Source organism: Vibrio sp. PBL-C16, from assembly GCF_034321865.1.
Taxonomy (GTDB): domain Bacteria; phylum Pseudomonadota; class Gammaproteobacteria; order Enterobacterales; family Vibrionaceae; genus Vibrio; species Vibrio alginolyticus.
Map to the genome: position 1 here is coordinate 1,272,610 of NZ_JAXLNY010000002.1, position 13,453 is coordinate 1,286,062.

Genomic DNA, 13,453 nt, shown 5'->3' on the forward strand with positions numbered 1-13,453 from the left:
CGTAAACTCTGCGGTTTGTTTGCCTTCCTCACAGATTTATCACCGCGACAACGTCATGCTGTTAACTGAGTGTTAACGTTACGCTCAAGAGTGAATCACAAGGATGTATCAATGAGTTGGAAAACCATCAGCTTTCGTAAGCGGATGCTCATTATCATGACGCTATCGGGGTTGATAGAGCTGTTATTGCTTGTCGCCGCGGGGTTCACTTATCTCAAAATCAATCAAGAGCAAGAAATGGGAGAAAAAGCACTGGGTGTTGCCCGTTTTTTAGCGGACTCAGCGGTTGTTCGTGAAATGATCGAAACCCAAAACCCCCAGCCATACCAACTTCGCTTTAGAGAATTAACCGAAGCCATAGGTGCTGCATTCATCGTTATTGGCGACCATAAGGGAGTACGCTTAGTCCACCCTGTTGATGAGCGGTTGGGCAAGCCAATGAGAGGTGGCGACAATCGTCGAGCGCTAGAACAGGGGTTGTCTTATGTTTCGACGGCACAGGGCTCGTTAGGTTATTCAGTTCGTGGTAAAGCTGCGATTTTTGACGAGGAAGGGAACATCATTGGTGTGGTTTCGGTTGGCTATTTGCTCGACCGACTGCAAGACCGCATCGAACCATTTTTGGCCTTTTTGATTTTAATGGTCATCGTAGTTGTCGTCGCTAATGCCATTGTATCCAATTATGCGTCGAGAAAGTTTCAGCGCGCCATTTTAGGCTTTGAGCCTGAAGAGATAGGGCGGTTGTACGGCGAATTAGAAGTGACGATGAGCACTATCAAAGAGGGCGTGTTAAGCATTGATGCCCAAGGGATACTTCGCTCGATAAATCGTAGTGCCTGCCAGATTCTCGGTATTGATAGAGAATCAGCGCTCAATAAACCTTTGACTGATACGCTGCGTGATAGCGATCTATATACAGTGTTAGAAAGTGGGCAGGAAGATCATGATATTGAAATATTCCTTAATCATAAGCGCCTGATTGCAAATCGCTCTCCAATTTATGTTGATGGAAAAATCGTGGGGGCGGTATCGAGTTTCCGTTTAAGGGATGAAATTAATGATCTAACCGAGCAGCTATCACAAACCAAGGAATATGCAGATTTGTTACGTTCGCAAACCCATGAGCATCGCAATAAGCTAAACACTATCAGCGGGCTAGTACAAATGGGTGAGCTTGATGCGGTGCAAAAGTTAATTGGACAAGAAACCGCTCACTATCAAGCAATGATTGAGTTTTTAAGAGATACCGTTAAGGACCCGCTAATTGCAGGTATGTTGCTTGGAAAAACTGAACGTGCTCGCGAGTTAGGCTTACAACTGGTGGTTGAGGAAGGCAGTCGTCTGGAGCCCCTGCCTGAGTGGCTAAATTCGGAAGACCTAGTCACAATTTTGGGTAATTTGATTGATAACGCTTTCGATGCCACGTTAACTTCAATTCGCGATGAATCAAATGTTGCGTCAGAACGCAGAAACATTGATGTGTCCGTTAGCGATTACGGAAATGAAGTGATACTTGAGGTGATAGATCATGGCTGTGGCCTCCCAAAAACAATGGATCCACAAACATTATTTACAAAAGGCGTTTCGACGAAATCTCGCCAAAATCGAGGTGTTGGGTTACACCTTGTCAATCAGCTTGCTACTCGATATCACGGCCATGTTGAGATGATACCCAATACAAATTATGGGACAAGAATAACGGTGTACTTACCCAAGGAAGAACAATTATGAGTATGGCGACTCGCGTAATGATCATTGAAGATGATCTGGCTATTGCTGAGCTGCACCACAAATACTTAAGCCAACTGACAGGTTTGGAAGTGGTTGGAATTGCGACCACGAGAATGGAAGCAGAAATGCAACTCGACATTCTTAAGCCAGATTTACTATTGATGGATGTCTATCTTCCCGATGGCACAGGGCTTGAGATACTAAATACACTGCGTGCAAGTAACCAAACGTGTGATGTCATTTTGATTACAGCCGCAAGGGATGTCGATACATTACAACAGGCGATGAGGGGTGGCGTTGTCGATTACCTGTTAAAACCAGTGATGTTTCCACGCTTAGATGCCGCACTGAAAAAGTATGTGTCCCAACGCCAACAACTAGACATCGTAGGGAGTTTGGATCAGAACCTCGTTGATAAAATGCTGCAGTCTCACGCCAATCAAGACAACTTGCCGAACCGATTACCAAAAGGGATTGATGGTGTAACCCTAGACAAGATCAGGGAGTTGTTCCCAAATGGCAGTGCGCTGACCGCTGATGAGGCAGGCGAAAAGATCGGCGCGAGCCGAACAACGGCGAGGCGCTATTTGGAGTATCTTATCAGCACTGGTGAACTAGAGGCTGATTTAAACTATGGCTCTGTTGGTAGGCCAGAAAGGTGCTATAAAAAAGTGACACGGTAGCGTTTATATTGATGCTCTATGCAAAATAAAAAGCGATGGCTTATTGTAGAAACCATCGCTTTACAAATTACTGCTGTTCCGCTCTAAGAGGTTAGAAGTTGTATTCTAACTTCGCTTCGATAGAGCGCTCAGCGCCAAACCAACAGTTATTTTTGTCGTAACAAGAATAGTATTCTTTATCGAATAGATTGCTTGCAGAAAGCGTGACGCTAGCCCCTTTCATTGATTCAGATACCGTTGAGAAATCGTAACTTGCTGCCAAATCAAACAAGGTGTAGTCCGGTACTTTTTGACTATTCTGTGCATCAATTTGTGCTTCTCCGACATAGCGAACGCCAGCACTGGTACGAAGGCCTGAAAGATTTCCTTCAAAGAAGTAATTTGCCCATAGAGAGGCCGTTTGCTCAGGTACCCAAACCGGCGTTTTACCTTCTTGGTTGTAATAACTGTCCTCGGTAATCTCCATATCGGTATATGTATAGCCTAGAGTGAAATCAGCTTGTGCTGTGGCTTGCCATTTCGCCTCAAGTTCAATACCTTGTGATACCACTTCGCCCGCTTGATAGTTCGGTGCATAAGGATTATTCGGATCGGTCAAGATCGCGTTTTTCTTCGTGATATGGAAGAGTGCTAAGTTACCTGAGATATCACCAGATAATGGTGCGTATTTAAAGCCTAACTCCCATTGATGACCGGTTGATGGCTCAAATGCTTTACCAGAAGAGTCGGCACCCGCAATTGGCTCAAAACTTTCCGAGTAAGTAAGGTATGGCGAGAGACCAAAATCTAGCTCATACAAACCACCGACTCGGAAAGATACGTTGGTATCGTCTAACTCTTCCTTGCTCTTGGATACTGTTCCTAGATAATCGCTAACGGCGTCTGTATTTGAATCGTATTTATCCCAACGAAGACCTGCAATCATTACAAGTTGGTCGTAACGAACTTGATCTTGGAAATAAACGCCAATCTGCTTCGTTTTGATATCCAAGTTTTGTTTGTATTGGAAATTCAGTGCATTACGATCAATGCTGTTGTGGTCAGGATTAAAAATGTCCTGAGTTAGCGAATACCCAAGCGTGTCTTTGTATTTTACATCTGAATCTAGATACTGATAATCAAGCCCGAACAATAAGTTATGTTCAAAATTTCCTGTTTTAACGTAGCCAGATAGTTGGTTGTCAATCACAAAGGATTTGGACTTTTCATCGGTTAAATAGGCATTTCGACCAACGGTACGGTTATCCGCTTCAAGTGCACCGTTATATGTGTTTTCCTGATAGGCATCGGCGGTCATGTAGCGGGCATTCTGTAGAAATTGCCAATTGTTGTTAAAGTCGTGTTGGACTTTGTAACCCATCATCAGAACTTCGCGTTCGTAAGTGTTCCAGTCCTCATCCCCTAAATAAGTGCTTGGTGACATCGAGCCAAGTGGGTTTTTAATCACTGAGCCAGATGCAGGCACAGTCGTGTAGATACCTGCTGATGGATCATTTTGATAGTAAACATTCACGTTCACTAATGTGCTTTCTGTCGCTTGCCAATTGAAAGATGGGGCGAGTACATAACGTTCATCTTCAGACGTATCGGCTTGACCATCTCGCTGTTTTGCCAGGCCGACGATACGGTAATCCACATTAGAATCACCAATTTGTCCTGTGGTGTCGAACGTCAGTTCTTTTAGGCTGTTAGTCCCTATACTAATCGAGACAGAGTGTGAGGGTGTTGACTGAGGCGCCTTGGCGATAATGTTGACCATACCTCCTGGTGGAATATTGCCGTAAAGAACAGACGTTGGCCCTTTAAAAACCTCGATTTGCTCAAGAGCAACGGAATCGACCTGCGGTTGAAGGTTCCAACCGTTGTACAGCAAAGGAAGACCATCATAAAAGTTGGTGTAGTTAATAAAACCACGAATATTGAATAGGTCAAGTCGGGAAACGGCACCGCCACGCAATTCTGTATTTACGCCAGGCGCGTAACGCAATGCTTCGCTCACCGAGTTTACGCCGCGCAGGTCCATGTCATCTTTAGTGATTACCGTGATTGCTTGCGGTGTTTCCTCCGGTTCTAAAACGGTTTTAGTTGCGGTGTTTCGGTATGTTTCTCCTAGCACCGTAATCGTTTCGTGTTGGGATACGCTCTCAGTCGCATTGGCGTGGCCAGCGAGCAATGCGGATACGACGATAGCAACCGCTGAACGATGAAATCGAATCGGACTTTCCATATTTATAAATTCCACTACTTTTTCTATTTATTGATAATGATTGTTATTTGTATTCTATATTCAAAGAAATAGGAAAAGTTAACAATTTGGTGCAAAACACTAATCTTTGGAACTTATTCTTCTGTCCTTAGGTTTTAAAGATAGCGCGTCGTTTGGCTCGACAGGAATCCAATACTGCATTTGTGCTTGTTCGCTATCAACATCATAACCTTCTGGATAAAGCTCTAACTCATAACCATCGATAGCATGATAATTAGAGTAGGGTAGCCAATGTAAAATAAACCATTCCAGCGTTGAGGCGAGCTCTGATGCTTTGCCTATGTGTGTAATGACGGCGTAGGTTTGCTCAGGAACAGCCAAGAGGTCTAACCCCGAGTTGGAAGAGTTCGTTGATCTTGATGCGTTTGTTGTTGGACTACACTCATAACCTGCCCAGTACTCAAGTTGTTGGTTGTTTGAATACGCTTGCGTCACATCAATCACGCCAAAGTAAGTACTTTCCGAATTATTAAGGTTTTCAGATGAATAAAGACGTGACCAAAGTGACGGTACTATGGATTGGAAATCGGGCGTAGCAGAAAACAATCCGTGAATAGGTTCATGATAACCAGCAAGTTCAAAAGCCGGTTTTGTTTCTATTCGAACTTCAATAAAGCGCTGATGTGTTTTCTCTTCTTTTGGTGTCTTACGCAGCGTCAAAGGTTGTCTCAACCCGGAGAGTTGTTGCGTTTTTCGATATTCACGGGGGCTTTTTGAAAACATATTCCTGAACGCTCGGCTAAATGCGTGTTCAGATGTAAATCCCATTTCTATCGCTATATCTAACGAGCGGTCAGAAGTATGGATTAAGCGCTCAGCCGCAAGGCTAAGTTTAAGCTCTCTGATATAGTGAGCGACGGATACGCCAGTGTGTTGTTGAAATACGCGTTGCAGTTGCCAGCGCGACCAACAACTTGCTTTTGATATTTCATCTACGCTCAGAGTGCTGTCTAAGTTGGTGTGAATGTAGTCAAGCACCGATTGTATTCGGTTTATGGGGTGTGGGTTAATGGCGCTTGATTTCATGGCGTTCTACTTTCACATTAATAGTGAATTCATTATCTTTAATTGAGTATCATTATCAATAGGATGATGAAATAAAAAGTAAGTAACACAGATCACGATAAAACTGTAATGGCTTGCAAGGATGAGTAATTATTGCCCATATTAGAGTTTTTGCTTAAATTTTGGAGTGTTCAGATGAAACTTTTTTTATCAATAAAATACAATCGCTTATGACGTTTTGTGCAACTTATTTAAACGTTTGCACTGGCAAGTGTTGATGTAAATCAAATAGTCGTAGACAATATTGCCCCGTGTCGGACTCTCCTCCAGCGAGTACAGTGTGTACTTTTGAGACATAAGTGACTTAAATGACCTCAATACGTCGTGTTTTCAAGAATCGGAAATGCAACTTCTTAAGGTTCTTTGGGCCCATAGACTTTACCTATCAACGTAATAGGTAAGACCAATTTTCTATTTTGAGGTGCCATTGATAGGGTTGGCTCATTCTCTAGCCGTATCCGGGCACACAATAAGTACCTCGTTTTTAAGGGAAAGATGATGGTAATACCAGAAAACAGCAGCATCGTTATTTTTGGTGCTTCAGGTGACCTTACGTACCGTAAGCTCATTCCTGCTTTATACCACCTCTACGCGAACAAGCAGCTTCCAGAGAATTTTGCCATTCTGGGTGTAAGTCGCACTGAATACAGTGATGAGTCTTACCGCGCGAAGCTGAAAAAATCGCTTCAGGAAATGGAAAAGACTGAGCCAGAAACGCTTGATGCATTTATTAACCATCTGCACTACCAAGCAATTAATACTTCTGACACACAAGATTACGGTAAGCTATCTTCTCGCTTAGACCAACTTGCGGACGAATATCAATTCGAGCAACGCAATACGCTTTTTTACTTAGCAACCCCACCAAGTTTATACAGTGTGATCCCTGCAAGTCTTGCAGCACATGGTCTTAACAGTGAAGAGGATGGCTGGAAACGCCTGATCATTGAGAAACCATTCGGCTATGATCTTGAATCGGCGCGTATTCTGGACAAAGAAATTCACGAGCACTTCCAAGAGCATCAAATCTACCGAATTGACCATTACTTAGGTAAAGAAACGGTACAAAACCTACTTGTGCTTCGTTTCTCTAATGCGATGTTTGAGCCGCTTTGGAACCGTAACTTCATTGATTACGTTGAAATCACAGGCGCAGAATTCCTTGGCGTAGAGGAGCGTGGTGGTTACTACGACAACTCTGGCGCTGTGCGCGACATGTTCCAAAACCACTTGCTACAAGTATTAGCAATGGTAGGTATGGAACCACCAGCGCAAATCAATGCAGACTCGATGCGTGATGAAGTGGTAAAAGTGCTTCAATGCTTAAAGCCATTAGACGAAAACGCTCTGCGCAACGACCTAGTATTAGGCCAATACACGGCGTCTGAAGTTCGTGGGCAAAGCCTACGCGGCTACCGTGAAGAGCCGGGAGTTGCAGACGATTCTCGTACAGAGACTTACATCGGTTTGAAAGCGTACATCAACAACTGGCGTTGGAATGGCGTGCCATTTTACGTGCGTACTGGTAAGCGTCTTCCAACACGCGTTACTGAGGTGGTTATCCACTTTAAACAAACACCGCATCCTGTGTTTGGTCAAAACGCACCAGAAAACAAGCTGATCATTCGTATTCAACCAGACGAAGGCATTCAAATGAGCTTTGGCTTGAAAGAGCCAGGCGCAGGCTTTGAAGCGAAGGAAGTGAAAATGAACTTCCATTACGCTGACTTGCAAGAAACGCAAATGCTAACGGCATACGAGCGCCTTCTACTTGATGCTTTGAATGGTGATGCTACGCTATTTGCACGTAGTGATGCGGTGGAAGCGTGTTGGCAATACGTACAGCCAATCTTAGATTTTAAGCAAGATCCACAATCCCTCTTCGGGTACGCATGCGGCACTTGGGGACCTAAAGAGTCAGATGACTTGTTACAGCGTGATGGTCGCGCTTGGCGTTTCCCATGTAAAAACTTAACAGATACGGATTACTGTGAACTATGATCAACCATAAGATCTACCAAACAGCAGAACAGGTAGTTGAAAGCCTAGCTAACGATATGAAAGCGTTTAGCGAAATGGGCAGACCTGTTCACATCTCTCTTTCTGGCGGCAGCACTCCTAAAATGCTGTTTAAACTACTGGCTTCAGAGGCTTACGCAACCTCCATTCAATGGGAAAACCTCCACTTTTGGTGGGGTGACGAACGTTGTGTGGCCCCTGACGATGCAGAAAGCAACTACGGTGAAGCGAACACGTTGTTGTTTAGCCAAGTAAATATTCCTGCGGAAAACATTCACCGCATCCGTGGCGAAGATGAGCCTAAAGCAGAAGCCGAGCGCTTTGCAAAAGAGATGGCAGAGGTGATCCCGAGTGAAAACGGCACACCTGTGTTTGACTGGATCTTATTAGGCGTTGGTGCAGATGGTCATACAGCTTCTCTGTTCCCTGGCCAAACGAATTATGATGATGCGAACCTATCTCTTGTAGCGTCGCATCCTGAATCGGGCCAACTTCGTGTGTCGAAAACCGCACGCGTATTAGAAGCAGCGAAACGCATTAGTTACTTAGTGCTTGGTGCAGGAAAAGCGGACATTGTTGAAGAAATTAACAGTTCACCAGCACACGCACTGCCATACCCAGCGGCTAAGATTCAAGCGAAATCGGGCCTAACGGAATGGTATTTAGATTTAGACGCGGCAGCAAAAATTGCTTAAGACGCTGCTCGTCGATGAAATAAAATTGGAGAGAAACAATGAAAGGTGATATCGGTGTAATTGGCCTAGCAGTAATGGGTCAAAACCTTATCCTAAACATGAACGATCACGGTTTTAAAGTGGTTGCTCACAACCGTACTGCTGCTAAAGTAGACGAGTTCCTGGAAGGTCCAGCAAAAGGCACGAACATCATCGGTGCATACTCTCTAGAAGAACTAGTAGAGAAGCTAGAAACGCCGCGTAAAGTAATGTTGATGGTTCGCGCTGGTGACGTTGTAGACAAGTTCATCGAAGCGCTAGTACCTCTGCTAGACAAAGGCGACATCATTATTGACGGTGGTAACACAAACTACCCAGATACAAACCGTCGTGTTGCTGCACTACGTGAAAAAGGTATCCACTTCATCGGTACTGGTGTATCTGGTGGTGAAGAAGGTGCGCGCTTCGGTCCATCTATCATGCCTGGCGGTGCTGCTGAAGCATGGGAAGCTGTTAAGCCTATCTTCCAAGGTATCGCTGCGAAAACTGACGCTGGTGAGCCATGTTGTGACTGGGTTGGTAACGACGGTGCTGGTCACTTCGTTAAGATGGTACACAACGGTATCGAATACGGCGACATGCAGCTTATCACTGAAGCTTACCAGTTCATGAAAGACGGTCTTGGTATGTCTGCAGACGAGATGCAAGCAGTATTCGCTGATTGGAACAAGACTGAGCTAGACAGCTACCTTGTTGAAATCACTGCTGACATCCTTGGCTACAAAGATGAAGACGGTGAGCCTCTAGTTGAGAAGATCCTAGACACAGCAGGCCAAAAAGGTACTGGTAAATGGACTGGTATTAACGCACTAGACCTAGGTATTCCACTAACACTTATCTCTGAGTCTGTATTCTCTCGTTGTCTATCTGCACTGAAAGACCAACGTGTTGAAGCTGAGTCTTTATTCGGCAAGACAATCACACCAGTTGAAGGCGACAAGCAAGAGTGGGTTGATGCACTACGTCAAGCGCTACTAGCTTCTAAGATCATCTCTTACGCTCAAGGCTTCATGCTAATGCGCGAAGCGTCTAACGAAAACGGTTGGGACCTAAACTACGGTAATGTAGCCCTAATGTGGCGTGGTGGTTGTATCATCCGTTCTGCGTTCCTAGGCAACATCCGTGATGCGTACGAAGCGAACCCAGACATCGCATTCCTAGGTTCTGATGAGTACTTCAAAAATATCCTACAAGGCAGCCTAGCAGCATGGCGTAAAGTAGCAGCGAAGTCTCTAGAATCTGGTATCCCAATGCCATGTACGATTTCTGCGCTATCTTTCCTAGACGGTTACACAACTGCTCGTCTACCAGCGAACCTGCTTCAAGCTCAACGTGACTACTTCGGTGCTCACACTTATGAGCGTATTGACCGTCCACGTGGTGAATTCTTCCACACTAACTGGACTGGTACAGGCGGCGACACAGCGTCCACAACTTACGACGTTTAATCCGCGGTCAGTAAGCTGATCAAAGCAAAAGGGTGCCCAAGTGGCATCCTTTTTTGCGTCTGTAAGATATTGGTAGATTTAAAAGTTACATTAAACGTTGATTCGTCACGCACTTCTCAGAAATGGGAGAGCATGCATTTGCTAGCAGTTTAATATTTCTCTTCGAAGAGTGAAGCTAAGCCGCTCTCTGCCGTCTCCTCAACTATAAGGTAATAGAAATGACACAACAGAAGCATCCATTTCACACAGCTTTCGTGTTGCTTATGTTCATATTACTGATTACTTACTCCATCTATCGCCTTTATCATCATTTCGTTTTCAAATCTCTACCGCGTCAGCTCAGTAGTGGTTTTCAAGTGGTCTACATTGATGCGTCATATGTTTTAAGTATCGCAAGCTTACTCTTGTGCCCTACATTATTGGTCTATATTTTATTTGATCGAATGACTCAGTTAGTCAAAGTGCCGATTAAAGTGATAACTATAACAATTGTCTTGTCCCTTATCGTTGCTATTCCAGGTCAAATTTTTGAATTTGGGCGATTGAAGTATATTGCAGAAAATAATGGTTACTCAGCGTGCCCACCTTTCACAATTGCATCAAGCGGAATGTTTGTAGAAGCTATGGTAAAAGAAGAAAAATACTGTATAGAACCAGAAATTAATCGTATTGGTATGTATGGCTATTTTCACGAACTCGAACGGATTGATAACTATATCAAGTCACACAGAAATGACATTCAATAGAAAAGAGCGCCTAGGCGCTCTTTTCAGTGGTCGTTTTCTTGTTTTGATAAAACCTGTCTTTGAGGTAGAGAATTGCACTGACCACAAGAGCCACTAAAGAAACAGTAAATAGGGCGTACATGCTGAGAATCCATGCGAATGTGGCCGTCAAGAATGCGATGAAGGAAAACATCCTGCTGAAAGACATCACATGGCCAAGTTTGTTATTTTTCATAAACGCCTCCCGAAGCTAAGTGGGGATAGACAATTGTGGTCATATGCCACACTTTTAATTGTCTGCTCTTTTGGGGCGTTTCACACAAAAAAGTGGCTAAAGATTTCTCAAAAAAGGTGAAATATTGAACTGGTAGACAAATCGTTAAACTGAGTTGCACAGATATGACTTCGGTTGTCTATCACTTCAAAGTTTTTAACTACGCAGATTAAGGGCATGTAGCGTTATTATTATCGTATTCGAACTCTACGATACACAATTGCAAGTGAACCTACACTCGTAAGCTCATCCCTGTCGTCAGTTACAGTAAAAGCTTTTTTCTCTTTTTAACAATACCTTAGTAACTACGGGCAATTAAACCCGTTTTTCGATCGAAACTCAGATTGCACAAAAGGTGAAAAAGAGTGCTAGGTAAGCCTTTAAACTACGCCTATAATTAGCGCCCACATGGAGGATGTTTATTATATGAACATCCTTTATTTTTTGAAACTAGCAACAAGGATCCAGTAAAACATGTTTTTCTGGTTTTGTTTACGTCGACCAAGAAGGTAATTAACACAGCAAATTGAGGTTCTAAGATGACTCTTAACAAGTACTTTGTTTTCATTCCAGCAGAATTGGAACAGGAAATGCACAAGGACAATCAAGTGATCTCTGAGAAGGAAACTCAACGTCAGGCATTAGTAAAACAGGCACAACAACAAGGCGGCCTGTAAGCTAGGTTTCAAAGAGAAAGAGCACCGCAACGGTGCTCTTTTTGTATCTGAGGTCGTAGAATTAACTTAATATGCCAAGGCTTTTCAACTTTCTGTAAATGGTATTTCGGCTCACACCAAGCATACGAGACGTTTTGCTAATGTTCCCCTGGTTGGCTTGATATGTTTTGAGCAACTTATCTTCGACGGTTGCACGCAGTTCTGAAGTTGGTTCAGCGGATGCTGCCCCTTCTTGAGCTTGGCTGAGTTTCTTACTTAGGTGGGCTGGGACGTGTGTGAGTTCCAATATTTCTTCACCTTGCGCCATTAAGGCGGATACTTTGATTAAACTATCGAGTTCACGCAAATTTCCTGGCCATGAGTAAGACAGCATCAGAGAAAGTAGGTGAGGGCAAAGCTGTTGTTCAGATTCGGCGTGACGCCGATGAATGTTCTCTATCAGTTGTCGTTTGTCATCACGTTCCTCAAAGCGAGGTAGCTCAATGATCAAGCCATTAAGGCGATAATACAAATCTTGGCGGAACAATCCTTCGCTGACCAAATGTTCCAGATCTTTATGCGTGGCTGCAATGATTTGCGTATCGACTTGAATACTTTGGTTTGAACCCACGGGAAGCACGGTTTTATCTTGCAATACATGGAGCAAGCGGCTTTGAGCTTCCAAGGGTAAATCCGCGATTTCATCCAGAAACAAAATCCCTTTGTGCGCTTGGCGAATTTTTCCCTGATAGCCTTTGCTGTTTGCGCCAGTAAAGGCACCGGCTACGTAGCCAAACAATTCAGATTCAACCAGATCTTTTGGTAGCGCTCCGCAGTTGACGGAAACCAACGGTCCCGTTTTTCTCTGGCTGTTTTTATGGAGCGCTTTCACAAACTCGTTTTTGCCAACACCAGTCTCTCCGAGAATCAACAAACTGATGTCTTTATCGATGACGCGATTGGCTTGCTGCCAACAGTGCTCAACAGCGGAGTCGCCATAATGAAGATCATTGGACGCCGCTACAGCACGAGACTTGACCTTGCTATCTTTATCGGTAAGCGGTTTTGTTTTGAAAACGAAAGGGTGCTCATTTCCCCGAGTGGATAGAATGTCGTCTAAGGATTGCCCAATGATACTTTTTTGCGCAAAAAGTTGAGAGGCTACTTGATTGTGAGCCAAAACTTGTCCGTCTTCATTTGCAATGATAATTCCTTGCCAACCACTATTCAGTAAACCTTTTTCGCACGCTAAATCCACACGAATATGCCCTTGTGGAATCAAGTTAAGTAGTTGATTCTCCACTTGCTGGACCATGTTTTGTACTAGTACTTGCGTTGAGAAGTCATGTCTCTTTTGCTCGCTCGTAATATCTAATACGCCAATGAGGTTACCAAGATGATCGAAAATAGGATTAGCCGAACAGCTAATAAAACGATGGTGTTGGATAAAGTGCTGATCACCAATAACAGAAACGGGCTTTGCTTCAACCAAGGCTGTACCAATCGCGTTGGTGCCTTTGACCTTTTCTTGCCAGCATGCACCAGAGCTTAGCGAGATTTCCGTTAACTTTTCACGAAATCTAGGCTGTCCCCAACTGCCGATGATGACACCATCTGAATCCGTCAAAATTAAGCGACTGTCGCTATGAGCAAATAGCTGATTAAACAAAGGGAGCGCAAATTGAGTGACTGCCTCTAGCAAAAAATTGAGTTGGTGACGCCTATCTTGGAGCGTCGCTGGCGTTACTCGAATATCTTCAGGGCGTCGACGCTGTTTTAAACCCGCTTGTTCACTTCTGACCCATGAAGTTGAAAGCCAATTGTTATCGCTAATATGTTGAAGTTCCATGAC

The 13,453-nt window shown here is 44.0% G+C and carries 11 protein-coding genes; 7 read left to right on the forward strand and 4 right to left on the reverse strand.

The genetic code is table 11. The annotated features are described in order from the left end of the window. Window positions 1-111 precede the first annotated feature (111 nt). Together UQW94_RS14210 and UQW94_RS14215 are read left to right on the forward strand one after the other, a co-directional pair. A complete protein-coding gene (locus UQW94_RS14210; RefSeq protein ID WP_322142317.1) occupies window positions 112-1,731 on the forward strand; it encodes a sensor histidine kinase in 1,620 nt (539 codons plus the stop codon). Beyond that, window positions 1,728-2,414 carry a response regulator gene (locus UQW94_RS14215; RefSeq protein WP_238958991.1) on the forward strand — a complete coding sequence of 229 codons (687 nt, stop codon included), beginning with the start codon at window positions 1,728-1,730 and terminating at the stop codon, window positions 2,412-2,414. The genes UQW94_RS14210 and UQW94_RS14215 overlap by 4 nt, the downstream gene beginning before the upstream one ends. Before the next feature lie 91 nt (window positions 2,415-2,505). On the opposite strand, the gene UQW94_RS14220 is transcribed toward UQW94_RS14215, so the two are convergent. Beyond that, on the reverse strand, window positions 2,506-4,641 hold the full coding sequence (locus tag UQW94_RS14220; protein ID WP_322142318.1) for a TonB-dependent siderophore receptor: 2,136 nt from the start codon (window positions 4,639-4,641) through the stop codon (window positions 2,506-2,508). A gap of 99 nt (window positions 4,642-4,740) precedes the next feature. Further along, window positions 4,741-5,706 carry a helix-turn-helix domain-containing protein gene (locus UQW94_RS14225; protein ID WP_154204530.1) on the reverse strand — a complete coding sequence of 322 codons (966 nt, stop codon included), beginning with the start codon at window positions 5,704-5,706 and terminating at the stop codon, window positions 4,741-4,743. 537 nt (window positions 5,707-6,243) lie between these two features. On the opposite strand from UQW94_RS14225, the gene zwf reads away from it, so the two are divergent. The 4 genes from zwf to UQW94_RS14245 all read left to right on the forward strand — a co-directional run bounded on the left by zwf (window position 6,244) and on the right by UQW94_RS14245 (window position 10,692). Next, complete coding sequence (gene zwf / locus UQW94_RS14230; protein ID WP_017634563.1) at window positions 6,244-7,746, forward strand: glucose-6-phosphate dehydrogenase; 1,503 nt, start codon at window positions 6,244-6,246, stop codon at window positions 7,744-7,746. Next, on the forward strand, window positions 7,743-8,459 hold the full coding sequence (gene pgl, locus UQW94_RS14235) for a 6-phosphogluconolactonase (protein ID WP_017634562.1): 717 nt from the start codon (window positions 7,743-7,745) through the stop codon (window positions 8,457-8,459). Before zwf ends, pgl begins: the two co-directional genes overlap by 4 nt. Window positions 8,460-8,497: 38 nt before the next feature. Further along, window positions 8,498-9,946, forward strand: a complete 1,449-nt coding sequence (gene gnd, locus UQW94_RS14240) for a decarboxylating NADP(+)-dependent phosphogluconate dehydrogenase (protein ID WP_005377160.1) — start codon at window positions 8,498-8,500, stop codon at window positions 9,944-9,946. A 218-nt stretch (window positions 9,947-10,164) separates the two neighbouring features. After that, window positions 10,165-10,692 carry a hypothetical protein gene (locus tag UQW94_RS14245; RefSeq protein ID WP_238958993.1) on the forward strand — a complete coding sequence of 176 codons (528 nt, stop codon included), beginning with the start codon at window positions 10,165-10,167 and terminating at the stop codon, window positions 10,690-10,692. A gap of 10 nt (window positions 10,693-10,702) precedes the next feature. On the opposite strand, the gene UQW94_RS14250 is transcribed toward UQW94_RS14245, so the two are convergent. Next, the gene (locus tag UQW94_RS14250) at window positions 10,703-10,906 is read right to left on the reverse strand and encodes a DUF4407 domain-containing protein (protein WP_238958994.1); all 204 of its coding nucleotides are present in this window, start codon (window positions 10,904-10,906) and stop codon (window positions 10,703-10,705) included. A gap of 578 nt (window positions 10,907-11,484) precedes the next feature. Between UQW94_RS14250 and UQW94_RS14255 the strand changes: the two genes are divergently transcribed. Continuing rightward, a complete protein-coding gene (locus UQW94_RS14255) occupies window positions 11,485-11,622 on the forward strand; it encodes a hypothetical protein (protein WP_005377165.1) in 138 nt (45 codons plus the stop codon). 61 nt (window positions 11,623-11,683) lie between these two features. On the opposite strand, the gene UQW94_RS14260 is transcribed toward UQW94_RS14255, so the two are convergent. Then, window positions 11,684-13,450 carry a sigma-54-dependent Fis family transcriptional regulator gene (locus UQW94_RS14260; protein ID WP_005377167.1) on the reverse strand — a complete coding sequence of 589 codons (1,767 nt, stop codon included), beginning with the start codon at window positions 13,448-13,450 and terminating at the stop codon, window positions 11,684-11,686. Window positions 13,451-13,453 lie beyond the last annotated feature (3 nt).

Excerpts from the sequence above, each read along its gene's own strand:
- UQW94_RS14210 (WP_322142317.1), top strand. The coding sequence starts at position 112 with ATGAGTTGGAAAACCATCAGCTTTCGTAAGCGGATGCTCATTATCATG.
- UQW94_RS14215 (WP_238958991.1), top strand. The coding sequence starts at position 1,728 with ATGAGTATGGCGACTCGCGTAATGATCATTGAAGATGATCTGGCTATT.
- UQW94_RS14220 (WP_322142318.1), bottom strand. The coding sequence starts at position 4,641 with ATGGAAAGTCCGATTCGATTTCATCGTTCAGCGGTTGCTATCGTCGTA.
- UQW94_RS14225 (WP_154204530.1), bottom strand. The coding sequence starts at position 5,706 with ATGAAATCAAGCGCCATTAACCCACACCCCATAAACCGAATACAATCG.
- zwf (WP_017634563.1), top strand. The coding sequence starts at position 6,244 with ATGGTAATACCAGAAAACAGCAGCATCGTTATTTTTGGTGCTTCAGGT.
- pgl (WP_017634562.1), top strand. The coding sequence starts at position 7,743 with ATGATCAACCATAAGATCTACCAAACAGCAGAACAGGTAGTTGAAAGC.
- gnd (WP_005377160.1), top strand. The coding sequence starts at position 8,498 with ATGAAAGGTGATATCGGTGTAATTGGCCTAGCAGTAATGGGTCAAAAC.
- UQW94_RS14245 (WP_238958993.1), top strand. The coding sequence starts at position 10,165 with ATGACACAACAGAAGCATCCATTTCACACAGCTTTCGTGTTGCTTATG.
- UQW94_RS14250 (WP_238958994.1), bottom strand. The coding sequence starts at position 10,906 with ATGAAAAATAACAAACTTGGCCATGTGATGTCTTTCAGCAGGATGTTT.
- UQW94_RS14255 (WP_005377165.1), top strand. The coding sequence starts at position 11,485 with ATGACTCTTAACAAGTACTTTGTTTTCATTCCAGCAGAATTGGAACAG.
- UQW94_RS14260 (WP_005377167.1), bottom strand. The coding sequence starts at position 13,450 with ATGGAACTTCAACATATTAGCGATAACAATTGGCTTTCAACTTCATGG.